Here is a 23,904-nt window from a genome sequence, read left to right as displayed (position 1 = left end):
CTCGTCGAATACCTCAAGCGCCTCACCGTCGACCTCCACCAGTCCCGTCAGCGGGTCCGTGAACTGGAGGCCGGCACCAACGACCCGATCGTGATCGTCGGCATGGGCTGCCGCTTCCCGGGCGGCGTCGACTCGCCCGAGGCACTGTGGCGGGTCGTCGCCGAACAGCGCGACGTCATCTCGGGGATGCCCACCGACCGCGGCTGGGACCTCGACGGCCTCTACCACCCCGACCCGGACCACTCGGGTACGTCGTACGTGCGCAACGGCGGCTTCCTGGACGGCGCCGCCGAGTTCGACCCGGCGTTCTTCGGGATCTCGCCGCGCGAGGCGCTGGCGATGGACCCGCAGCAGCGGCTGCTCCTCGAAGTGTCGTGGGAGGCTCTGGAGCGGGCCGGCATCACGCCCGGATCGCTGCACGGCTCGTCGACGGGCGTGTTCCTCGGCGCCATCGCCCAGGAGTACGGTCCGCGACTCGGCGAGGCGGGAGCGGCTGCGACCGGGTTCGGTCTGACGGGGACGACGTCGAGCGTGGCCTCGGGTCGTGTCGCCTACACCCTGGGCCTGCAGGGCCCTGCCCTGACGGTGGACACCGCCTGTTCGTCGTCGCTGGTCTCCCTGCACCTGGCCGTCAACGCCCTGCGGTCCGGCGAGTGTTCGCTGGCGCTCGCCGGTGGTGTGACGATCATGTCGACGCCGGGCATCTTCGTCGAGTTCTCACGTCAGCGGGGCCTGGCGGCGGACGGCCGGTGCAAGTCGTTCTCCGCGGACGCCGACGGCACGGCGTGGGCCGAGGGCGTCGGTGTCCTCGTCGTGGAGCGGCTCTCGGACGCCCGACGGCTGGGGCACAACGTGCTCGCCGTGGTGGCCGGTTCGGCCGTGAACCAGGACGGCGCCTCCAACGGGCTCACCGCCCCCAGCGGCCCCGCCCAGGAACGCGTCATCCGCGCCGCCGTGCAGGACGCGGGGGTGTCCTTCGCCGGTGTCGACGCCGTCGAGGCACACGGTACGGGGACGGTCCTCGGTGACCCGATCGAGGCGCAGGCCCTGCTCGCCACGTACGGCAAGGAACGCGAGGGGCAGCCCCTGATGCTGGGCTCCCTGAAGTCGAACCTGGGGCACTCCCAGGCGGCCGCGGGTGTCGGCGGCGTCATCAAGATGGTCATGGCGCTCCGGCACGGCGAGCTGCCCGCCACGCTGAACGTGAGCAAGCCGAGCGAGCTGGTGGACTGGGCCAACGGCGGCGTGGAGGTGCTCACCGAGCCCCGCCCCTGGCCTGCCGAGGAGGGCAGGGTCCGGCGCGCCGGTGTGTCGTCGTTCGGCATCAGCGGCACCAACGCGCACGTCATCCTGGCCGAGGCCCCGGCCGAGCAGCCCGCGGACGACGCCGCTCCGACGGACGTGGCCGGCCTGGACGGCGCGGGTCTGCCGTGGCTGGTGTCTGCGCGTTCCCCGGAGGCGCTCGCCGAGGCGGCCGGGCAGCTGGCCGCCTACGTACGGGCGCGGCCGGAGCTCAGCCCGGCCGACGTGGCCGTCTCACTGGCGACCGGACGCTCGGCCTTCGAATCGCGGGCCGTGCTTCCCGGCACCGACGGACGGGACGGGCTGCTCGCCGGTCTCGACGCCCTGGCCTCGCGCGAGGTCGAGGGCGAGAACGGTGTGTCGCCTTCTCGAGCCGTGTTCGTGTTCCCCGGTCAGGGCTCGCAGTGGGTCGGCATGGCCACGGCCCTGCTGGACTCCTCGCCGGAGTTCGCCCGCGTCATCGCCGACTGCGAGACGGCCCTCACCCCGTTCGTGGACTGGTCGTTGACGGCAGTCCTGCGCGGCGAGGACGACGCACCCGGCCTCGACCGGGTCGACGTCGTCCAGCCCGCCTCCTGGGCCATGATGGTCGCCCTCGCCGCACTCTGGCGCGCCAGCGGCGTCAACCCGACGGCCGTGGTCGGGCACTCGCAGGGCGAGATCGCCGCAGCCGTCGTCGCCGGCGGCCTCTCCCTGGAGGACGGCGCCCGCGTCGTCGCCCTGCGCTCCAAGGCCCTGCGCGTCCTCTCCGGCGGCGGAGGCATGGCCTCTCTGCGGGTCCCGGAGGCGCAGGCCGAAGAGCTGCTCGCGCCGTGGGGCGGGCGTATCTCGGTCGCCGCGGTCAACGGCCCCTCCTCGACCGTCGTCGCCGGACAGCCCGAGGCGCTGGACGAGCTCCTCGCCCAGTGCGAGACGACCGGAGTCTGGGCCCGGCGCATCCCCGTGGACTACGCCTCCCACTCCCCGCACGTCGACGAGATCCACGACACCCTGGCCCACGAACTCGAAGGCGTCGCGCCGCGTTCGGGCCGCATCGCCTTCCACTCCACCGTCACCGGATCCGTACTCGACACCGCAGAACTCGACGCCGCCTACTGGTTCCGCAACCTGCGCAGCAAGGTCAGGCTCGCCGACGTCGTCACACAACTCTCCGCACCCGACGTCGTCTTCATCGAAGTCAGCGCCCACCCCGTCCTCGTCTCCGGCATCACCGAAACCCTCGGCGACACCGGCGCCGTCGTCGCCACCCTCCACCGCAACACCGGCACCCTGGACCGCTTCACCGAATCCGCCGCCGAAGCCTGGTCCCACGGCATCACCGTCGACTGGCCGACCGTGCTCCAGCCCTACCGGGCCCGTACCGTCGAGCTGCCTTCGTACCCCTTCCAGCGCCGGCGCTTCTGGCTGGAGCCCGAACCGGCCTCGACCGACGCCCGCGGGCTGGGTCTGACCTCGGCCGGGCATCCCCTGCTCGGCGCCGTGGTCGAGCTCGTCGAGGAAGACCGGCTGGTGTACACGGGGCGCCTCGCCCTCGACACCCAGCCGTGGCTCGCCGACCATGCCGTACAGGGCACCGTACTGCTGCCCGGCACCGCGTTCCTCGAGCTCACGATGGCCGTGGGCGCGCGAGTGGGGTGGCGCCGACTGGCCGAACTCACCCTTCAGGCACCGCTGGTGCTTCCGCCCGGCGAAGCCGTACAGCTGCGGGTGACCGTCGAACCGCCGGCCGCGAACGGGCAGCGGGAGCTGGCCGTGCACTCCCGGCCACAGGACGCCGAGGCGGGCGTCCCGTGGACGCGGCACGCCGCGGCCGTGCTCGACTTCGAGGACGCCACCGCGGACTTCGACCTCGCCGAGTGGCCGCCGCCCGGCGCCCAGGAGATCGACGTCGAGAGCCGCTACGAGACCCTCACGGAGGCGGGCTACGACTACGGCCCCGCCTTCCAGGGGCTGCGCGCCGCCTGGCGCTCCGGCCGTGACGTCTACGCCGAGGTCGGCCTGCCCGCCGAGCTGGACGCCACGACCTTCGGGCTGCACCCGGCGGTCCTGGACGCGGCCCTGCACGCGGTCGGTCTGCTCCGCGAGGACGGCGGCACCGTCCTGCCCTTCTCCTGGTCCGGCGTCAGCCGCTACGCCGACGGCGCGGACAGCCTGCGGGTGTGGCTCACCGCTCGGGGCGAGGACGGGGTGATCCTGCGCGCCACCGACGGCTCGGGGAAGCCCGTGCTGTCCGCCGAGGCCGTCACGATGAGGCCGTTCACGGCCGACCTCACCGCCGCGCGGGGCACCGACGCGCTGTTCCGCGTCGAGTGGCAGCCGGTCGCCGCCGCGGCCGCCGCCGACGCATGCCTGGTCACGGACCTGGCCGACGTCCCCGACGTCGTACCCCAGGTGGTCGCCGTACGATGTCCGGTCACCGCCCGATGTCCGGGCGCCTCGCAGGACTCCGACAGCACGGGATCCGGCCTCGCCGACGCCGCCCATCGGGCGGCCGACTGGGCGCTCGGCCTGGTCCAGCAGTGGCTGGCCGAAGCCCGCTTCGCCGGTTCCCGCCTGCTCGTGCTGACCGAGGGCGCCGCCGGCCCCGACGTCGACAACCCCGCCCAGGCCACCGTGTGGGGCCTGATCAGGACCGCCCAGTCCGAACACCCGGACCGCTTCGCCCTGCTGGACGCGGACGAGGCGCCCGACGCCGGAACCGTCCCCGGCGCGGTCCTCACCGAGCCGCAGCTCGCCCTGCGAGCGGGCGCCCTCCTCGCCCCCCGCCTGGTGCGGCACACCTCCGCCACCGGCCTGACCGGTGCCACCCCGCTCGACCCGGACGGCACCGTCCTCGTCACCGGCGGCACCGGCGTGCTCGGCGCGTCGGTCGCGCGGCATCTGGTCACCGAGCACGGCGCCCGCCGTCTGCTCCTGGTGAGCCGTCGCGGCCCCGGCGCCCCGGGAGCCCAGGATCTCTCGGCCGAGCTCACCGCGCTGGGCGCCGAGGTCACCCTCGCGGCCTGTGACACCGCCGACCGCGACGCGCTCGCGCAGCTGCTGACGGGCGTACGGCTCACCGCCGTCGTCCACACGGCGGGTCTGCTCGACGACGGCGTGGTCGAGTCGCTGACCCCGGACCGCCTCTCGGCCGTGCTGCGGCCGAAGGTGGACGCCGCCGCGCACCTCGACGAGCTGACCGCCGACCACGACCTCGCGGCCTTCGTCCTGTTCTCCTCGGTGGCCGGTGTGCTCGGCAATCCGGGCCAGGCCAACTACGCCGCGGGCAACGTCTTCCTCGACGCGCTCGCCGCCCGCCGCCGGGCCGCCGGCCGTCCCGCGACCTCGCTCGCCTGGGGCCTGTGGGCCGAACGCACCGGTCTCACCGGTCACTTGGACGATGACACCCTGTCGACCCGCGGCATCGCCCCGCTCTCCACGGAGCAGGGTCTCGAACTCCTCGACCGGGCACTCACCGACGACAACCCGCTCCTCGTTCCGGCCCGCCTCGACCCGGCCGCGCTGCGCGCCGACGCGCTCGCCGGGACCCTGTCCCCGCTGCTGCGCTCCCTGGTGCGGGTCCCTCAGCGGCGTCCCGGCGAGTCCGGGCTGCGCCGCAAGCTCGGCCGGATGTCCGAGGAGGAGGGCCGCCGTCTGCTGCTCGACCTCGTCCGCACCCAGCTCGCGTCGGTCATCGGCAGCGAGTCGGCGGACGGGATCGACCCGGACCAGCCGTTCAAGAGCTTCGGCATCGACTCGCTGCTCGCGGTCCAGCTGCGCAACCGCCTGAACTCCGCGACCGGTCTCCGTCTGCCGGCGACCCTGGTCTTCGACCACCCCACGCCGGCCGCCGTCGTCGACTTCACGCTCGCGCTGGCGCGGGAGCGGGCCGAGAGTGCCCCCGTGCGGCCCGTCGCCCCGGTCGTCGCGCGTACGGATGACGACCCGATCGTGATCGTCGGCATGGGCTGCCGTTTCCCGGGCGGGGTGGACTCGCCCGAGGCGCTGTGGCGGGTCGTCGCCGAACAGCGCGACGTCATCTCGGAGTTCCCGGCCGACCGGGGCTGGGACCTCGACGGCCTCTTCCACCCCGATCCGGACCACTCCGGGACGTCGTACGTCCGGCACGGCGGGTTCCTCCACGAGGCCGCCGAGTTCGACCCGGCGTTCTTCGGGATCTCGCCGCGCGAGGCGCTGGCGATGGACCCGCAGCAGCGGCTGCTCCTCGAAGTGTCGTGGGAGGCTCTGGAGCGGGCCGGCATCACGCCCGGATCGCTGCACGGCAGCGACACCGGTGTGTTCGCCGGCGTGATGTACCACGACTACGGCGGTGGCGGCCGGCTTCCCCAGGAGGCCGAGGGTCACTTCCTGACCGGCACCGCCGGCAGCGTCGCCACCGGCCGCATCGCCTACACCCTGGGCCTGCAGGGTCCTGCCCTGACCGTGGACACCGCCTGTTCGTCGTCGCTGGTCGCCCTGCACCTCGCGGTCCGTGCCCTGCGATCGGGCGAGTGCTCGCTCGCCCTCGCGGGCGGCGCCGCGGTGATGTCCACCCCGAACACGTTCATCGAGTTCTCGCGTCAGCGGGGGCTCGCGGCGGACGGCCGGTGCAAATCGTTCTCGGCGGACGCCGACGGCACCGCCTGGGCCGAGGGTGTCGGTGTCCTCGTCGTGGAACGGCTCTCGGACGCCCGACGGCTGGGCCACAACGTGCTCGCCGTGGTGGCCGGTTCGGCCGTGAACCAGGACGGCGCCTCCAACGGGCTCACCGCACCCAGCGGCCCCGCCCAGGAACGCGTCATCCGCGCCGCCGTCCAGGACGCCGGCCTCACCTTCTCCGCCGTCGACGCCGTCGAAGCCCACGGAACGGGCACGGTCCTCGGCGACCCGATCGAAGCGCAGGCACTGCTCGCCACGTACGGAAGCCAGCGCGACGGACAGCCCCTGATGCTCGGCTCCCTGAAGTCCAACCTGGGCCACGCCCAGGCAGCGGCCGGTGTCGGCGGCGTCATCAAGATGGTCATGGCCATGCGCCACGGCGAACTTCCCGCCACGCTCAACGTCAGCAAGCCCAGCGAGCTCGTCGACTGGGCCAACGGCGGCGTCGAGGTGCTCACCGAGCCCCGCCCCTGGCCCGCGACGGACGGCAGGACCCGGCGCGCCGGTGTCTCGTCCTTCGGCATCAGCGGCACCAACGCCCACGTCATCCTCGCGGAGGCACCGGACGACGCGTCCGTCCAGGACGCGGCGCCGGACGACAAGGCGCCGCTGGACGGCGCGGCCCTGCCGTGGCTGGTGTCGGCGCGCTCGTCCGACGCGCTTGCCGAGGCCGCTGCGCGGCTGGCCGCCTACGTACGGGAACGGCCGGAGCTCAGCCCGGCCGACGTGGCCGTCTCGCTGGCGACCGGACGCTCGGCCTTCGAATCGCGGGCCGTGCTTCCCGGCACCGACGGACGCGACGGGCTGCTCGCCGGCCTGGACGCCCTGGCCTCCGGCGAGATCGACGGCGTGACCGCGGCTGTCTCCGGTGCGAAGCCGGGCCGCTCGTCGGGCGCTTCCGTCGTCTTCGTGTTCCCCGGTCAGGGCTCGCAGTGGGTCGGTATGGCCACGGCCCTGCTGGACTCCTCGCCGGAGTTCGCCCGCGTCATCGCCGACTGCGAGACGGCCCTCACCCCGTTCGTGGACTGGTCGTTGACGGCAGTCCTGCGCGGCGAGGACGACGCACCCGGCCTCGACCGGGTCGACGTCGTCCAGCCCGCCTCCTGGGCCATGATGGTCGCCCTCGCCGCCCTCTGGCGCGCCAGCGGCGTCAACCCGACGGCCGTGGTCGGGCACTCGCAGGGCGAGATCGCCGCAGCCGTCGTCGCCGGCGGCCTCTCCCTGGAGGACGGCGCCCGCGTCGTCGCCCTGCGCTCCAAGGCCCTGCGCGTCCTCTCCGGCGGCGGAGGCATGGCCTGGCTCAGCGTCCCGGAGACGCGGGCCGAGGAACTCCTGGTCCCGTGGAGCGGGCGCATCTCCGTCGCCGCGGTCAACGGCCCCTCCTCGACCGTCGTCGCCGGACAGCCCGAAGCACTCGACGAGCTCCTCGCCCAGTGCGAGACGACCGGAGTCTGGGCCCGGCGCATCCCCGTGGACTACGCCTCCCACTCCCCGCACGTCGACGAGATCCACGACACCCTCGCCCACGAACTCGAAGGCGTCGCACCACGTTCGGGCCGCATCGCCTTCCACTCCACCGTCACCGGATCCGTACTCGACACCGCCGAACTCGACGCCGCCTACTGGTTCCGCAACCTGCGCAGCAAGGTCAGGCTCGCCGACGTCATCACACAACTCAACGCACCCGACGTCGTCTTCATCGAAGTCAGCGCCCACCCCGTCCTCGTCTCCGGCATCACCGAAACCCTCGGCGACACCGGCGCCGTCGTCGCCACCCTCCACCGCAACACCGGCACCCTGGACCGCTTCACCGAATCCGCCGCCGAAGCCTGGTCCCACGGCGTCGCCATCGACTGGCCCACGCTCCTCGCCCCCTATGACGCCCACACCGTCGAACTTCCCTCCTACCCCTTCCAGCGCCGGCACTTCTGGCTCCGGAACGAACCCGCCGCCGCTCCGAGCGAGCCCCGGCCGGCGGAGCTCCCTGCCGCGCAGGGAGGCCTGCTGGGCGTACGGCTGCCGTCGTCACCGCTCGCGCGGGCACAGTTCGCCCCGCGGCTCGACCCGGTGGCCCACCCCTGCCTCGGCGACTTCGTCGTCGGCGGGCGGCCGGTGGTCAGCGCCGGTGCTCTGGTGGAGTCGCTGATCGAGGCGGTCACCGAACTCGCCGGGCCGGGGCCCGTGTCCGTCGAGGACCTGGAACTCCCCGTCGATCTGGTGCTCGAACCCGTCGGCTTGGAGCGGTCGCCGGCCGACGCCGAGCGCGCCGCCCAGCTCATCGTGGACGCGGACCGGTTCCGCTACTACGCGCAGGACGCGTCCGGCGGTTGGCAGCTACACGCTCAGGGCCGCGCCACGGCCGGTGCGCCGGTCGCCCCCACGGTGACGCTCGCGCCGGTGGGTTCGGGCCGCGAGCTGACCGGCGACGAGCTGTACCGGCTCCTGTGGCAGCGTGCGCTGTACCTGGGCTCCGCCGTCCGCTGGGTGGAGCGGCTGAGGCTCGGCCGGGGCGAGGTGACCGCCGAGATCCGGTCCGCCCTGCCCGGTGAGGTGGAGCCGTACCTGATCCACCCCGGCCTCGTCGACGCCATGTTCCAGACGGCGCTGGCCTGCTTCCCGCTGGACGGCCCGGCCCTGGTGCCGGCCGGTCTCGACCGCTTCGTCCACTACGACCGGGGCGGAGCCCTGGACGGGCTTCGATGTCACGCCGAACTGTTCGACGGCGGGACCCGGGCGCGTATCCGGCTCATCACCGCGCAGGGCCGGCTGGTCGCCGAGGCCGACGGGGTGCGTTTCGTCCCGGCTCTGAACCGGCCCGCGGTGGAACCCGCCACCGTCCGGGCGCCGGCCGCTGACCGTGTGTCGCCGACCGCGTCCGTACCGGAGCGGCGTGCGGCGGTGTCGACGCCTCCGGCCCCGGCCGAGGAGCCGGAGGCGGTGCCCGCGGTGGCACCCGAGGCGGTGCGCGCCCTGGTGGCGCGGACCGTCGCGCAGGCGCTGGGCACCGTGGCGGCCCGGCTCGATGTCGGGCAGTCGTTGCAGGCGCTCGGCCTGGACTCGCTGATCGCGATGAAGATCCGGACGACGCTGGACCGGGAGTTCGGCGTTCTGCTGCCGATGACGGCGTTCCTGAACGGCCGCAGCACCGAGGACATCGCCGGGGACGTGCTCGACGCCCTCGGCGCCGGTACGGAGACGGAGACCCCGGAGGCGGACCAGGAGGCCGAGGGGTCCGGCTCCACGGCCGGCGACGCGGAGCGTTACGAGCCGTTCGGTCTGACCGACCTCCAGCAGGCGTACCTCGTCGGCCGTGGCGAGGCCTTCGAACTGGGCAACACCTCCACGTACTTCCAGATCGAGATCGACCTGGAGAACGTGGACCTGGAGCGGCTCGGCACGTCCTTCCGGGCGATGATCGAGCGTCACGACCAGCTGCGGGCCGTCTTCACCGCCGAGGGCGAGCAGCGCGTGCAGCGCGAGGTCCCGGCCTATGTGATCCGTGAGACCGATGTGTCCCACCTGGCGGAGGCGGAGCGCGAGGCCGCGCTGGCCGCCGTCCACGAGGAGATGCGGCACCAGGTCTTCGACACCGCCCGCTGGCCGCTGTTCGACGTGCGGGTGACCCGCGTCGACGACCGGGTGATCCGGCTCCACGCCGGCTTCGACGCCCTGATCATCGACGGTTTCAGCACGTCGATCCTGTTCAAGGAGTGGGCCGCGCACTACCGCGGTGAGGAGCTGCCCGAGCTGGAGCTGCGCTACCGGGACTACGTCCGGCAGGCCCGGGAGCTGGAGACCGGCCCCGAGTACGACCGGGCACTCGCCTACTGGCGCGACCGGCTCGACACCCTGCCGCCGGCCCCTCAGCTGCCGCTGGCCGTGGCTCCGTCGAGCCTGGACCGGCCGGTCTTCAACCACCGTGGGGCGGTCCTTCCGAAGGAGGAGTGGGCCCGGTTCAAGGAGCACGCGGCGGCGGCCGGGGTCAGCCCCTCCGCCGCGCTGTGCACCGCGTACTCGCAGGTCATCGCGGAGTGGAGTGCCACGCCCGACTTCTGCCTGAACCTGCTGTACTTCAACCGGCTGCCGCTGCACCCGCAGGTCGGCGACGTCATCGGCAACTTCTCCACGACGCTGATGCTGGAGATCCGCGACTCGGCCGACGACACCTTCGCCACCCGCGCCAACGACGTGCAGGCCCGGCTGTGGAGCGACATGGAGCACAGCCAGGTCAGCGGCGTGCAGGTGCTCAGGGAGCTGAACCGGGCGCGCGGCGCCTCGGTGCGGGCCGCGGCGCCGGTCGTCTTCACGAGCCTGGTGAACTTCGCGGGCCAGCAGGACACGGAGCAGCGCGGGGTCGTGCAGTACCTGGCGGGGATCGGTGAGAACGGCCGCCAGGTGAGCAGCTCGGTCCGCACGCCGCAGGTGTGGCTGGACCACCAGGCCGTCGAGGAGGCCGGCGAGCTCGTCCTGAACTGGGACGTGATCGAGGAGCTGTTCCCGGCGGGTTGCGTGGACGCCATGTTCGCCGCGTACCAGCGCATGCTGCATGAGCTGTGCCGCGACCCGGAGGCCTGGCAGCGGCCGAGGCCGGCGCTCGTGCCGGCGGCCGATCTGGCCGTACGGGCCGAGGCCAACGCCACCGACGGGCCCGTGCCCGACGGTCTGCTGCACGACGCGGTGCTCGCCCAGGCCGAGGCCACGCCCGACGCGCCCGCCGTCATCTCGCAGGAGCTGACCCTGTCGTACGGGGAGCTCGACCGCAGGTCGAACCAGGTGGGCCACGCGCTGCGCGCCCAGGGAGCCGGCCCCGGCGACCTGGTGGCGATCGTGATGGACAAGGGCTGGGAGCAGGTCGTCGCGGCGCTCGGCATCCTGCGGGCCGGGGCGGCGTACGTCCCGATCGACGCCCGGGTGCCCGTCGAGCGGCTGCATGTGCTGCTCGCCGGCGCGGGGATCAGCCGGGTCGTCACCCAGCCGTGGGTGGAGGACACGACGGACTGGCCGCAGGGCGTGACCAGGACCGTGGTGCGGGCCGAGGACGAGGGCGAGGACCGTCCGCTGGGCGAGTCCGGTGCCAAGCCGGGCGATCTCGCCTACGTGATCTTCACCTCGGGCTCCACGGGGCTGCCGAAGGGCGTGATGATCGAGCACGGCGCGGCCCTGAACACGGTGGTCGACGTCAACGAGCGCTACGGCGTGACGGCGGCGGACCGGGCCCTCGGACTGTCCGCGATGCACTTCGACCTGTCGGTGTACGACGTCTTCGGACTGCTGTCGGTGGGTGGCGCTCTCGTCCTGCCCGAGCCGGCGGCGCACCGTGAGCCCGCCCGCTGGGCGGAACTCGTCAGCGAGCACGGGGTGACGATCTGGAACAGCGTGCCCGCGCTGATGGAGATGTTCACCGAGCACGCCCTGTCGAACGGGCTGACCGGGCTGCCGGTGCGGCTCGTCATGATGAGCGGTGACTGGATTCCGGTGTCGCTGCCGGGACGGATCCGGTTGCTGCTGCCGGACGCAGAGCTGTGGAGCCTCGGCGGCGCCACCGAGGCGTCGATCTGGTCGATCCTGCACCCCATCGGGGATGTGCCGGACGACTGCGTGAGCATCCCGTACGGCAAGGCGATGCGTAACCAGCGGTTCCACGTGCTCGACAGCGCGATGCGGCCCTGCCCGGTGTGGGTGCCGGGCGACCTCTACATCGCCGGGGTCGGTCTGGCCCGCGGTTACCTGAACGACGAGGCCAAGACCAAGGCGGCGTTCCTGCACCACCCGGTCACCGGTGAGCGGCTCTACCGCACCGGCGACATGGGGCGCTTCCTGCCGGACGGGACCATCGAGTTCCTCGGCCGGCTGGACTCCCAGGTCAAGATCCAGGGCTACCGGATCGAGCTGGGCGAGGTGGAGGCCGCGCTCACCCAGTGCGAGGGGGTGCGGTGCGCCGCGGTCGTCGCGGCGGGCGAGCAGCACGGCCCCAAGCGGCTGATCGCGTACGTCGTCCTCGACGAGGGGCGCGACGACACCGAGCAGCAGATCACGGAGGCGCTGCGTCAGGTGGTCCCGCAGCACCTGGTGCCGCAGCGTGTCCTCGTCCTGGACGAACTGCCGCTCAGCGACAACGGCAAGGTCAACCGGGCCGCTCTGCCCGCGCCCGACGAGATCGCCGCGGAAGGCGCCGGCTTCGTGGCGCCCCGCGACGAGGTGGAGCGCCGGCTCGCGGAGATCTGGGCGGAGTTCTTCGGTGTGAGCGAGATCGGGGTGACCGCGAGCTTCTTCGACCTCGGCGGTGACTCGCTGCTCGCGGTGCGCCTGATGGCCAGGATCGCCCGCGGTCTGGGCCGCAGCCTGCCGCTGTCCACCCTGTTCGCCCGGCCGACGATCGAGCTCCTCGCCCAGTCGGTCCGGGAGGCCGGCAGCGGTGGGGAGGGCCGCAAGGCGCTGGTGCCGGTGCGGACGAGCGGTGCGCGGACTCCTCTGGTGTTCGTCCACCCGGTCGGCGGTGACGTGCTCTGTTACGCGGAGCTCGCCGAACTCCTCGGCGACGAGCAGCCGTTCTACGCGCTGCAGCTGCCGGACACGGAACTGTCGAGTGTCGAGGCCATGGCCGCCCACTACATCGCGGCGGTCCGCGAGGCGCTGCCGGAGGGTCCGTACCGGCTCGGCGGCTGGTCCATGGGCGGCGTGATCGCCCTGGAGATGGCGGCCCGGCTCACCGCGGCGGGCGCCGAGGTGGAGCTGCTCACCGTGATCGACCTGATGGTCGAGCCCGGTCCCGCCGAGGGGGAGCCCGTCTCCGACGAGACGCTCCTGTCCTGGTTCGCGCGGGACCTGGCGGGTCTCGCGGGTGTGGAGTGGGAGCTGCCGGCCGAGGCCTTCGACGGCCGGCCGCCGGTGGAGGTGCTGCACGCCGAGGCGCGGGCCGCGGGGGCGCTGTCCGAGGACATCGACCTCGACACGCTGACCGCCATCGCCGACCGGTTCCGGAACAACTATCGGGCCCTGCTGGGGTACTCGCCCAGCGGGTTCGCCGGGCGGGTGGTGTCGCTGCGGGCGGCGGACGGCGGTGCCACGGTCGGGACGGCGAACCGCTGGATGGAGTACTTCCCCGGTGACGCCACCCTCGTCGACGTACCGGGTGACCACTACACGGTGATGCGCGGCGAGCGGCTGCGCGTCCTGGCCGGTGAGCTGCGCCGGGCCCTCGACGCGAGCTGACCCGAACCGGTCGGGCCGCCTGCGCAGGCGGCCCGGCCGGTCCACCCGGACCGGTCCTCCCGGTCCGGCCGAGCTACCCCGGACCGGTCCCGCACCGGTCCGGCCGCCCTGTCCCGGACCGGTTCCGTCCCGGTCCGGTCGATTCACCCCGGACCGGTCCCGCGGTTCCGCGGGCTTCCGGTCCAAGAAGTGAGGACATTCGGTATGGGAAGAGATCAGGCCGACCCGACGAGGCGGCCGGCGAGCACGTTGCCGGCGACCGTGCCGGTCGCCGTCATCGGGGCGGGCCAGTCCGGACTCGCCGCCGCGTACTACCTGCGGCAGGCCGGGATCCGGTGTGTGCTGCTCGACGCGGGCAGCGAGGTCGGCGAGACCTGGCAGCGGCGCTGGGAGTCGCTGAAGCTGTTCACGTCCGCCCAGTTCTCCGGGCTGCCGGGGCTGCCCTTCCCCGGGGACGGCGCGCACTACCCCGGCAAGGAGGAGGTGGTGGCGTATCTGCGGGAGTACGCCGAACGGTTCGAGCTGCCCGTCCTCACCGACCACCGCGTCCTGTCGCTGCGCCGGGACGGCGACGGCTATCTGCTGACCACCGCGCACGGCGACTGCCGGGCCGACCAGGTCGTGATCGCGACCGGTCCGTTCGGCACCCCCCGGCTTCCGGACTTCGCCGCCGGGCTGAGCCCGGACGTGCCCACCCTGCACACCAGCGAGTACCGCGGCCCCGCCCAGGTGCCGCCGGGCACGGTGGTGGTCGTCGGCGACGGCAACTCCGGCCGGCAGATCGCCGCGGAGCTGGCCGCCACCCACAGTGTGGTGCTGAGCTGCAGCGACAAGATGTCGCCGCCGCTGCCACAGACCGTCGTCGGGCGGGACATGTTCTGGTGGATGAGCGTCATCGGCGTGATGAGCCTTCCGGTGAACATGCAGGCGCCGGACCCGATCGTCGGCGACCGGGTGCCCGAGCTGGTCGCGGCGGGCGAGATGCGGACGGTGGGGCGGATCACCGCCGCCGACGGCGCCGAGCTGGTGGCCGCGGACGGCGAGCGCGTCAAGCCGTCCACGGTGATCTGGGCGACCGGCTTCCGCACCGACTGGAGCTGGCTCGACCCGGAGATGCTCGACGAGGACGGACAGCCCCGGCACACCGAGGGCACGGGGGTGCTGCCCGGCAGCCACTACCTGGGGCTCTACCGGATGCGCACCCGCGGCTCGGCGCTGATCGGCTTCGTCGGCCGCGACGCCGAACGCGCCGCGGCGGCGATCACCGCCGCCGCTCGGAGCACCACGACCACTTCCCTTACGGCAGAAGGCGAGCCGTCATGACCACCGCCACGTCACCCTCACCCTCTCAGTCCGTCGAACTCGACGTGCTCGGAGCGCTGTTGGCGTTCGACTTCATCGGGTTCGCGCAGAAGTCCGCGGCTCTCGACTCCACCGACCCCCGGTACGGGCAGGCGGTGGGCGCCGCCTTCGGGATCGTGGTCCGTCGTCGCTTCCCGCAGGGCGCGACACCGCAGGAGATCAGCGCGTACGTCGCGGAGTTCCTCGGCTCGCTCGAGGCCGGCGCGGAGGACTTCGATCCGGCCGCCCTTGAGCGCCTGTTCGCCGAGGGCCTGCACGGGGCCACGGCGGCCGTCGGCGAACGGCCCGACCCGGAGCCGACGCTGCAGGCCCGGCTCGTGCTGTCCCTCCGGCTGGTGCGGGAGCTGGGCCTCGGCCCTGACGAACAGAGGGAGATACTGGCGGAGGCCGCGCGCACGACGGCGGCCTGAGGCGTACGGGAGGCGGCGCCCCGGACGATCCGTCCGGGGCGCCGCCTCTCGCGTTCACTCCGCGGTCGGCACCTGCCCGGTCGGCTCACCCGGGGTCCAGACGTCCAGCGCCCCGTCCCCGTGCAGCGCCCGTACCGCCCGCTTGTCGTACTTGCCGACGCTGGTCTTGGGCACCGCGTCGACGAACGACCAGCGCTCCGGAATCCACCAGCGCGCCACGCGTCCCGACAGGAACTCCCGCAGCTCGTCGCCGTCGACCTCGGTGCCGGGCACCAAGGACACGCAGGCGAGCGGGCGTTCCTCCCAGCGCGGGTCGGGGACGCCGACGACGACCGCTTCCAGGACGGCGGGATGTTCGATGATCGCGTTCTCGAGCTCGATGGTGGAGATCCACTCGCCACCGCTCTTGATGCCGTCCTTGAGCCGGTCGCTGACGACCACCCAGCCGCCGGGTTCGATCACCCCGAGGTCGCCGGTGCGCAGCCAGCCGTCGTGGAACTTCTCCGGGGAGTCCTCCGTGTTGAAGTACGAGCCGGTGACCCACGGTCCGCGCAGCTCCAGTTCGCCCACCGCGCGGCCGTCCCAGGGCTGTTCGGTGCCGTCCTCCGCGATCAGCCGGACCTCGACGAAGGGCATCACCCGGCCGCTCTTGGCCAGCCAGTCGACCTCCTCCTCGTCCGGGGTGTCGTGCGGCGGGACGGCGAAGGTGGCGAGGGGGCTGGTCTCGGTGAGTCCCCAGCCCTGCTTCAGCCGGACCCCGTAGCGGTCCTTGAGCTTCTGGAGCAGGGCTCGCGGCGGGGTCGCGCCGCCACAGCCCGCGAGCCGTACGCTGCTCAGGTCCAGCGGGTGCTGCTCGCCGTGGTGGACCAGGCTGTTCCAGATCGTGCAGATCGCCGCGACCGCGGTGGGCCGCTCCTCGTTGATGATCCGGACCAGGTCCGGGGTGTGCAGCTGCCGGCCGTTCATGATGAGGTCGGAGCCGGCCAGCCAGGCGGCGTACGGCCAGCCCCAGGCGTTGGCGTGGAACATGGGCACGATCGGCAGGACGCGGTCGCCGTCGTGCATGGCGAAGCCGGCGCCGGCCGAGACGCCGAGTGTGTGCAGGGTGATCGAGCGGTGGCTGTATGCCACGCCTTTGGGGTTGCCGGTGGTGCCGGTGGTGTAGCAGAGCGCCGCCGCCTCCCGTTCGTCCAGATCGGGCCAGTCGAAGCCGGGCCGCTCGGCGGCGAGCAGGTCGTCCCAGCGGTGTACGGCGATGTGCCCGGGCAGCTCCACCTCCGGCGCGTCGCCGATGACGACGACGTGGCGGACGCTGCCCAGCCGGTCCCGCAGGGGTACCAGCATGTCCAGGAGGGTCGCGTCGACGAGCACGACGGCGTCCTCGGCGTGCTCGACGATGTACCCCAACTGGTCTTGATGGAGCCGGAGGTTGAGGGTGTGGAGCACCGCGCCCATGCTGGGCACGGCGAGGTACGCCACGAGGTGTTCCGGGGTGTTCCAGGCCAGCGTGGCGACCCGCTCGCCGAGCTGGACGCCCAGCCGGGTGAGCGCTGCGGCGAGCTGCTCGGCCTGGTGGGCGATGTCGGCGAAGGACTGTAAGGATCGTGCGGTCGTCCCGTCGGAACATCGCACCACCCGGCTGTCTCCGTAGACGCGCTGCCCGTGCGCGAGGATGTCGCGGACCAGCAGTTCGCGGTCCTGCATCGTGCTCTTCATGGTGTGCGGCCCCTTGGAAGCGCTCGGTCGGAAACCGGACGGACGGATCACCCCAGGTACAGGATGTCTCCCAGCAGGGAGCTGCTGACGTGATCGTGGTCCAGGAGGTTGACCCGGGCGTTCATCTTGCCGCTGCCGCCCACGAACGCGTAGTTGCCGGTGCCGCCGACGACCTTGAAGGTGCCGGACGGGTAGACCATGGTGTCCGATGTCAGCGGTGCGCTGAGCTGGTAACTGATGTTGAGCGTGTCACCGTCGGCCTCCGTCATCGTGGCCGTCCCCCTGATGTCGTACTTGCCGGGGATGGTGGCGGTGCACACCACTTCCTTCTGCGACCAGGTGGACGGGGTGATCGGCCTGCCGGTGGACGTCCCCGTCCCGGTCACGTTGTACCCGTTGCAGCCCACGGTGTCGGGATGCGTGGTCGCGACGACCGCGAAGTTGCTGGTGATCTCGATCGTGGGGTAGTACGCCTCGGCGGCGACGGCCGAGGGGCCGGTTTCGGCCGCGACGGTGACGCCGGCCGTTCCGACGGCGATCAGTACCGATCCGGCCACCACGCCCGCTATGCGCGCAGACCAGTGACGGGCAGCTCTTGCCATGTTCTCCCCCGAGATTGTCAGGTCTTGCCCAACTACGCCCATGTCCTGGGCTGTTGAGGACAGCTTCCCTGATCGAGGACTCTCCCGTCGAGCCATTCGACACGCGCGTCGTGAACAGAAGGCAGAAGCCGGCTTCGATGACGACGAAGCCGGCTCCGTGGTGATGAACGTCAAACAGCCGTCAACCGGCTATGTCTGACGTTGTATCAGATCTGCCACCGGAAGCCCATGGATCCGTCCAGGGTGGACGCGACGTGGTCCTTGTCCAGCAGGTTGACCGTGGCGTTCATCTTGCCGCTGCCGACCGCCTCGTCGAAACTGCCGGTGCCGCCGGTGATCGTGAACGTGCCGGTCGGGTACACCATGGTGTCCGACGTCAGCGGCGCGCTCAGGTGGTAGGTGAAGAAGAGCTGGTCACCGTCGGCCTCCTTGATCGTCACCTTGCCGTTGATGTCCCACTTGCCGGGGACGGTCGCGGTGCACGCGTCCTCCGTCTGCGACCAGGTGCCCCCACCCGTGATCCGGTTACCGGTGACGGTCCCCGACCCGACCACCTTGTAGCCGTTGCACCCGGTGGTGTCCGGGTGCGTGCTCGTGACCACCCCGTAGTTCCCGGCGGCGGTGAACGGGCTCGCCCCGGGAGGAGGTGTCACGACGGCGTTCGAGACGCCGGCCGTACCGCCGACGACCAGCGCCGCACCGGCCATCGTGCCCGCTATGCGCGCCGACCAACGGTGAGCAATTCTTGCCATGTCATCCCCCGCATGTGTCAGTTCTCTGTCGAACTGGGCTCAGTTTCAAGCCCATTGCCGACAGTTTCCATGATCGGAGGCTGTTCCGTCGAGGTATTCAGGCCACCGGTTTCAGCAGCCGGCGGCGCGGCCGGCCGTGGTGCGTCAGAGCCTCCGGACGCACGGCTCGCCGGTCCGCATCGGAAGGGTGGACTCCCCTTCTGGGCCCGGTCGACAAGACGCCTCCTACCGCGCCCCCTCCCAGAGGAGCCGCTCCCGAGCACGGGGATCGTCGAGCGGGGTGGGCGCGGGTGCGGTGGAGAAGGTCATCGTCGTGCGGTAGGTCCGGTCGTACGCCTTCCAGCCCGGGTCGCCCGTCTTCGCGAAGGACACCCAAGCCCCGTGGACGGCGTCCGCGAGCGCTTGGGGCGGGTCGGCGCCGAGCAGCGGGGCGTACGACGGATCGTGGAGGCGGTCGAAGACGAAGGGCAGTTCCAGTGCGTGGCAGGCGCCGAGAGTCCCGTCGAACCGCGGGGAGCGCCAGGCGAACTCGTAGAGGTACGAGCCCGGGACGGACTCCGCCAGGCGGATGGCGGGGATCCGGTAGAACCAGTCGGTCGCCACCGCGTCGAGGAGTTCGCCCGGGGTGGCGTCCGGGCGGGCGGCCCGGTAGACGGGGAGGGCTTCGGCCGGGTCGAGGCCGTAGGCCGCCGTCATGGCGTGGAGCGAGGCTGCGGGGAAGACGTGGAGTCGCTCCGTCGGCACCAGGAAGAGGCGGTACTCCTCACGGTTGGTGCCGATCAGGAGGTCGACGCCGCAGTCCGGTCCGGGGAGCCCGAGGCTCTGCTGGACGGGCTCGAAGGGCATCATGTTGAGGGCGGCCTCGCCCCACCGAGCTGGGTCCGGGTCGGCGCTCACCTCGGCCCGCAACTCCACCTGTGCCGGGAGGAGTTCCGTGAGGGGTACCGCCTCGAAGGCCTCCGGGGTCGGCTCCGTACCCAGCTTCTCCGCCAGGCGGGCCGTGATCAGCGCGGCCGACGACGGGCGCAGGAAGTGGTGGCAGGCCCCGCTCTGGAGGATCGCCCGGCGGAACAGCCCACGGGCCGCTTCGGTGGTGAGGAGTGCGCCGATGCTCATCGCGCCCGCCGACTCGCCGAAGAGGGTCACCCGGTCCGGGTCGCCGCCGAAGGAGGCGATGTTGTCCCGGACCCAGCGGAGCGCGGCGATCTGGTCGAGCAGGCCCCGGTTGTCGGGCCGCCCCGGAAGGTGCAGAAAACCGTCCGCTCCCAGACGGTAGTTGAGCGTGACGCAGACGACGCCGTCCCGGGCGAAGGCGCCTCCGTCGTACGCGGACGCCGAGCCCGAGCCGTTGGTGAACGCCCCTCCGTGCAGCCAGACCATCACGGGCAGGCCTGCGCCGGGCTCCGGGGCCGGGGTCCAGACGTTGAGGTTCAGACACTCCTCCCCCGGGACGGCGTTCTCCGGGATGAGGGTGTCGAAGGGCGGGGCATACGGGGCGTGCGGCGCCGTCGGCCCGGCGGCCGTCGCGTCACGTACCCCCGTCCAGGGCTCCGGCGGCGCGGGCTCCCGGAACCGCCGGGCGCCGAACGGCGGAGCGGCGTACGGGATGCCGAGGAAGCGGGTCACTCCGGAAGCGGAGGTCCGGCCGCGGACCTCCCCCTGCCGGGTACGGCGGACGGTCATGCCGACAGCACCTCCAGGAGCGCCTTGCCGAACTCCTCGGGCCGTTCGAGGTGGACCGCGTGCCCGGCGCCGGCCACGGCGACCTCCCGGACCGAGCCGCCGGCCGCCGCGTACCGCTCCAGGACGTGCCGCGTCTGCGCCACCATCGGCTGCGCCGGTGTGCCGTCCCAGCCGGGCACCGCGCCGACGGCGCCCAGGTGCGCCAGGTCGAACACCGAGGTGTCCGAGACGATGACGTCGTCCTCGCCCCGCACCCACAGCACCGGCGGTCTGGGGTCGACGAGGTGCAGGTCGTCGATGCGGAAGTGGGTCGGGGCGAGGCAGTTCAGCACACCGCGCGTGCCGGGCGCGATCCCGGGCCAGGCGGTCGACGGTGTGCTGTCGCCCGGGTAGTGGTCGTCGCCGAGGCGGGTGGTGAGCATGGATTCGACGTACGCGTCCTCGTGCTCGGGGCGGAGCGGCGGCTTGACGTAGCAGGCGGCCAGGACGGAGCGCGGCGAGAGCGGGGAGTCCTCGCCTCGGTCGCCCTCGGCGAGCAGCCGGATGAACTCCGCGTTCGCCGTGCCGCCGCCCGATCCGGCCCCGTCCTCGGAGTTGAGGGTTCCGTCCACGCCGTGGGTGCCGCCGAAGCCGTACGGGGAGACCGGGTTGACCAGGGTCAGGGAGCGCACCGCGGCCGGGTGGTCGCGGAGGTACTGCATGACCACGCCGCCGCCCATGGACCAGCCGACCAGGTGGGCCTGGTCGATGTCGAGGGCTTCGAGCAGGGCGGCGAGGTCGTCGGCGTAGTCCCGCAGGCCGCGCGTGGCGTCGACGGGCAGCGGGTCGGTGCCGCCGAAGCCGCGCAGGTCGACGGCGAGGGGACGGTAGGGGGCGGGCAGCGTGGTCAGGGCGGTGTGCCAGAAGACGGAGGACGAGACGTTGCCGTGGACGAAGACGACGGGCTCGCCCTCGGTCCTGGCCTCGGTGATCTGCTGGGTCAGTCTGCCGGTGGGGACATGGCGGGTGCGGAGCGTGGTCATGGGGGTCCTTGTGACGGTTCTTCAGGAGAGCCAGGTGGCGAGCTGGGCGGCGGCCGCGCTGTGCCAGCCCAGTTCGAGGTGGTTGGCGCTCGCGATGGTGGCCTTGCCGCCGACGGTGGGGATGCCGGTGGTGTCGAGCGCGCTGGAGACGAAGACGACGCCGTCGCTGGGTCCGCGGTTCTCGTTGACGATGCCGAGGACGTCGGCGGACCCCCCGGCCAGCAGGTACGTGGTGACGGAGGCGGGCACTCCGGCGCTGTGCAGCGGGCCGATGAGCGATCCGGCGTCGATGGCGGCCTGGATGCCGGCGCCGGCGGTGGAGAAGCCCTGACCGCCGTAGTAGGTCGTGTACCAGTCCTGGGCGGCGCCGTCGACTCCGTACACCCCGTCCCAGCGGGCCAGCATCTGGCGCTGGCCGGGGTAGTTGTCCTGGCCGCCTGAGGGAGTCATCGAAAACTCGGGGTGCGCGGTGTACAGGCCGTAGCAGGTCATGTGGGAGTGCGGGGAGGGGGCGTTGATCTTTCCTCCGCACTCCGGCCAGATGGAGAAGTCGTGGGCCCAGCCGTGGGCGTACGGGTAGTCGTAGCCGCCGTTCGGGCCGCCGAGGGTGATCAGGCGGCGGACGTCACCGGCGTACGCCCGCCCCCAGCCGGGCTTCAGGGACGACACGTACGCGCGGGTCGACATCTGGCCCTTGCTCCAGCCGACCAGGTCCACCGCGGCGACGCCCAGCCTGGCCTTGATGACGGCGATCGCGTCGCCGACGATCTGCGCCTGCATCAGGTTGTCGCCCTGCTTGTGCGCGAAACCGACGGCGAAGACGCGGTGGCCGCGCTGGGTGAGGTACTGCATGAGGCCGGTGGACGGGCAGGAGGCGGCGCCGCAGCCGTAGCCGCCGGATTCGGCGGGGTTGGCCCAGGCGCGGTCCGCGGTGTCGTTCGCGCCGTGCACGAGGAGGACGGGGGTGGTGCGGCCGCCGGTGTTCCAGCCGGGGGCCGAGTAGAGCAGGAACCGGCCGGAGGAGGGCCGGGCGACGCCGCCGAAGTACGTGACGCGCTTGCCGTCCTGGTCACCGCGGCCGTCCGCCAGGTACCCCTCGGTGCGGAATCCGCTGGTGGTGTCGAGATAACGCTCGACACGCTCCCAGCCGTTCGTTACGGTCCCGGCGCCGTAGCTCGCCTCCAGGGTGAGGTACGGCGGCGGCGCGGCGGCGACCGCGGGCCGCGCCACCAGCGCCGTCGCGAGGACCCCCACCACGGCGAGGGCACGCGCCACGCGCCGGCGCCATCGGCGCCCCGCACTCGGTCTGTCGGCCACGTCCCGACCTCCCCCACTCTGCGCCCACGGCGCGTCCACCCGATGCCCGTCCCGACACCGGGTCCGCACACGTTAGGCGGGCCGCCAGGCGAGGGGGCATGTGGTCGAGCCACATAAAGGGGGGCGCCCGGACGTGAGGGGGTGTCTTGTCGATCAGGCCGGGCTCGCGGCGTGATCGACAAGGCACCCCCTAGTCCTCGACGGTCACCCGCACGGACTTGACCTCGGTGTCGGCCGCGTCCGGGACGACCATCCCGGCGTCGACGCCACCGCGCAGGTACTCCAGAACCTCGGAGTTGAGCCTCTCGCCGGGAAGCGCGGCCGGGATGCCGGGCGGGTAGGGGGTCAGCATCTCGGCGCTCACCCGGCCGGCGGCCTTCTCCCACGGCACCTGCTCGACCCGCCCGAAGAACGCGTCGCGCGGCAGCATGGCCTGCTCCAGGCGAAGGTCCTCCGGGTCCGGGACGTCCACCGGGCGCGCCGGCCGCAGTTCGTCCACGTGCCCGACGACGTCCTCCAGCGCGGTGACCAGGTCCTGCGCGCTGCGGGCGTCGTCCGCATGGGTGAGCTGGGCACTGGTGCGGCGGTGATCGGACAGGTGCAGGTTGATCTGGTGGTGCTCGCGGATCCAGTCGGCGATCCGGTAGCCGCTGGTGCCGAGCGCGCTGACGTCGACGATGACCTGAAGCGGGTCGAGGTCGGCCGCGCGACCGGGCCCGCAGAAGTCCTCGCGACCGTGGACGTGGAGTCCGTCGATCGCGGCGATCCGCGCCCGTACCGTACGGGCCAGGCCGAGCGCGTCGTCGTAGAGGGTGCGACCGTACTGGACCATCTGACGGCGCCAGCCGTCGAGCGCCGCGTAGACGAGCACGGAGGGGCTGGTGGTCCCGAGCAGGTCCTCGCGGCCCTTCAGTACCTCGGGCTCGATCAGATCGCCCTGGAGGTGGAAGACCGAACTCTGCTCGAGTCCGGAGCCCATCTTGTGGACGGAGGTGACGCAGACGTCCGCGCCGGCGTCCATGGCCCACGTCGGGAGGTCCGGGTGGAACGGCAGGTGCGCACCCCACGCCTCGTCGACGATGAGCGGCACGCCGTGTTCGTGGCACACGTCGGCGATGGCGGGCAGGTCGGAGCAGGTCCCGTACGGCGTCGGGGTCGTGACCAGGGCGCCCCGAGCGTCGGGATGCTCGGCGAAGGCCGCGCGGAAGGATTCGGCCGACGGCGGGTGGGCGAGATGGCGTTCGGCGTCCCACTGGGGGTCCACCCAGACCGGCACGATCCCGGCGAGAACGAGCCCGGACACCACCGACTTGTGGGCGTCGCGTCCCACGAGCAGCTTCTCGTGCGGCCCGGCCACGGACAGCATCGCGGCCTTGACCGAGAGCGAACTGCCGCAGGTCGAGAAGAAGGTGTGCTCCGCGCCGACGGCGTCGGCCATCAGCTCCTGGGCCCTGGCGAGGACGGCCCTGGACGAGGTGCGGTCGTCCAGGCCGCTGGTGGCGAGCACGTCGGACCGGAACACTCCGTCACCGACGATGGCGCGCACGCGGGGATCGGCGCCGCGCCCCTGCTTGTGACCGGGCGGCGTGAAGGGGGTCTGCTTCTCGGCGTGGTACGCGGCCAGCGCGTCGAGCACGGGTGCCTGTGAGTGGTCCATGGCATCCGGGTTCCCCCTGAATCGGGGCAAAAACCGCTGGAGCCGCCGACCGAGGGCGGTGACGGTGGGTGACGCATGCCCGGCGATCAACGGGGAAGCCGCGAGAGAGGAGCGGGTCGCCGTGCACCGCCGAGCCGGACGACGCGGGGCGCCCTCTCCCCCGAGTTCGAGGAGTAGGCGTGACTGATTCATACGGAGCCGAAGAGGACTGCGAGATTCCGAATGTGCCGG

9 protein-coding genes and 1 pseudogene are annotated in these 23,904 nt (G+C 72.5%); 3 read left to right on the top strand and 7 right to left on the bottom strand.

All coding sequences use genetic code 11. The features are described 5' to 3' along the window. Positions 1 to 21: 21 nt before the first annotated feature. The 3 genes and pseudogenes from ACZ51I_RS12495 to ACZ51I_RS12485 all read left to right on the top strand — a co-directional run. Positions 22 to 13,110 (top strand): annotated as a pseudogene (locus ACZ51I_RS12495) (amino acid adenylation domain-containing protein); the annotation flags it as partial. Between the two features lie 246 nt (positions 13,111 to 13,356). Beyond that, on the top strand, positions 13,357 to 14,475 hold the full coding sequence (locus ACZ51I_RS12490; RefSeq protein WP_468874524.1) for a flavin-containing monooxygenase: 1,119 nt from the start codon (positions 13,357 to 13,359) through the stop codon (positions 14,473 to 14,475). Beyond that, positions 14,472 to 14,924 (top strand): hypothetical protein, encoded by a 453-nt coding sequence (locus ACZ51I_RS12485; protein ID WP_468874522.1) that lies wholly within the window; start codon positions 14,472 to 14,474, stop codon positions 14,922 to 14,924. Before ACZ51I_RS12490 ends, ACZ51I_RS12485 begins: the two co-directional genes overlap by 4 nt. Positions 14,925 to 14,978: 54 nt before the next feature. On the opposite strand, the gene ACZ51I_RS12480 is transcribed toward ACZ51I_RS12485, so the two are convergent. The 7 genes from ACZ51I_RS12480 to ACZ51I_RS12450 all read right to left on the bottom strand — a co-directional run bounded on the left by ACZ51I_RS12480 (position 14,979) and on the right by ACZ51I_RS12450 (position 23,673). Further along, positions 14,979 to 16,640, bottom strand: coding sequence for a long-chain fatty acid--CoA ligase (locus tag ACZ51I_RS12480; protein ID WP_468874520.1), 1,662 nt, complete (start codon positions 16,638 to 16,640; stop codon positions 14,979 to 14,981). A 47-nt stretch (positions 16,641 to 16,687) separates the two neighbouring features. Continuing rightward, positions 16,688 to 17,197 carry a hypothetical protein gene (locus ACZ51I_RS12475; protein WP_468874518.1) on the bottom strand — a complete coding sequence of 170 codons (510 nt, stop codon included), beginning with the start codon at positions 17,195 to 17,197 and terminating at the stop codon, positions 16,688 to 16,690. A 251-nt stretch (positions 17,198 to 17,448) separates the two neighbouring features. Then, positions 17,449 to 17,994, bottom strand: a complete 546-nt coding sequence (locus ACZ51I_RS12470) for a hypothetical protein (protein ID WP_468874515.1) — start codon at positions 17,992 to 17,994, stop codon at positions 17,449 to 17,451. Between the two features lie 225 nt (positions 17,995 to 18,219). Next, positions 18,220 to 19,677: a carboxylesterase/lipase family protein gene (locus tag ACZ51I_RS12465; RefSeq protein WP_468874512.1), complete on the bottom strand. Its 1,458-nt coding sequence runs from the start codon at positions 19,675 to 19,677 to the stop codon at positions 18,220 to 18,222. Next, positions 19,674 to 20,699: an alpha/beta fold hydrolase gene (locus ACZ51I_RS12460; RefSeq protein ID WP_468874510.1), complete on the bottom strand. Its 1,026-nt coding sequence runs from the start codon at positions 20,697 to 20,699 to the stop codon at positions 19,674 to 19,676. Before ACZ51I_RS12460 ends, ACZ51I_RS12465 begins: the two co-directional genes overlap by 4 nt. Positions 20,700 to 20,720: 21 nt before the next feature. Further along, on the bottom strand, positions 20,721 to 21,974 hold the full coding sequence (locus ACZ51I_RS12455; RefSeq protein WP_468874508.1) for an esterase/lipase family protein: 1,254 nt from the start codon (positions 21,972 to 21,974) through the stop codon (positions 20,721 to 20,723). Positions 21,975 to 22,206: 232 nt separating this feature from the next. Beyond that, positions 22,207 to 23,673, bottom strand: coding sequence for an aminotransferase class I/II-fold pyridoxal phosphate-dependent enzyme (locus ACZ51I_RS12450; RefSeq protein ID WP_468874505.1), 1,467 nt, complete (start codon positions 23,671 to 23,673; stop codon positions 22,207 to 22,209). Positions 23,674 to 23,904 lie beyond the last annotated feature (231 nt).

The organism is Streptomyces sp. NPDC034084, assembly GCF_055575535.1.
This window is presented reverse-complemented; position numbering and strand designations above follow the sequence as displayed.

Excerpts from the sequence above, each read along its gene's own strand:
- ACZ51I_RS12490 (WP_468874524.1), top strand. The coding sequence starts at position 13,357 with ATGGGAAGAGATCAGGCCGACCCGACGAGGCGGCCGGCGAGCACGTTG.
- ACZ51I_RS12485 (WP_468874522.1), top strand. The coding sequence starts at position 14,472 with ATGACCACCGCCACGTCACCCTCACCCTCTCAGTCCGTCGAACTCGAC.
- ACZ51I_RS12480 (WP_468874520.1), bottom strand. The coding sequence starts at position 16,640 with ATGAAGAGCACGATGCAGGACCGCGAACTGCTGGTCCGCGACATCCTC.
- ACZ51I_RS12470 (WP_468874515.1), bottom strand. The coding sequence starts at position 17,994 with ATGGCAAGAATTGCTCACCGTTGGTCGGCGCGCATAGCGGGCACGATG.
- ACZ51I_RS12465 (WP_468874512.1), bottom strand. The coding sequence starts at position 19,677 with ATGACCGTCCGCCGTACCCGGCAGGGGGAGGTCCGCGGCCGGACCTCC.
- ACZ51I_RS12460 (WP_468874510.1), bottom strand. The coding sequence starts at position 20,699 with ATGACCACGCTCCGCACCCGCCATGTCCCCACCGGCAGACTGACCCAG.
- ACZ51I_RS12450 (WP_468874505.1), bottom strand. The coding sequence starts at position 23,673 with ATGGACCACTCACAGGCACCCGTGCTCGACGCGCTGGCCGCGTACCAC.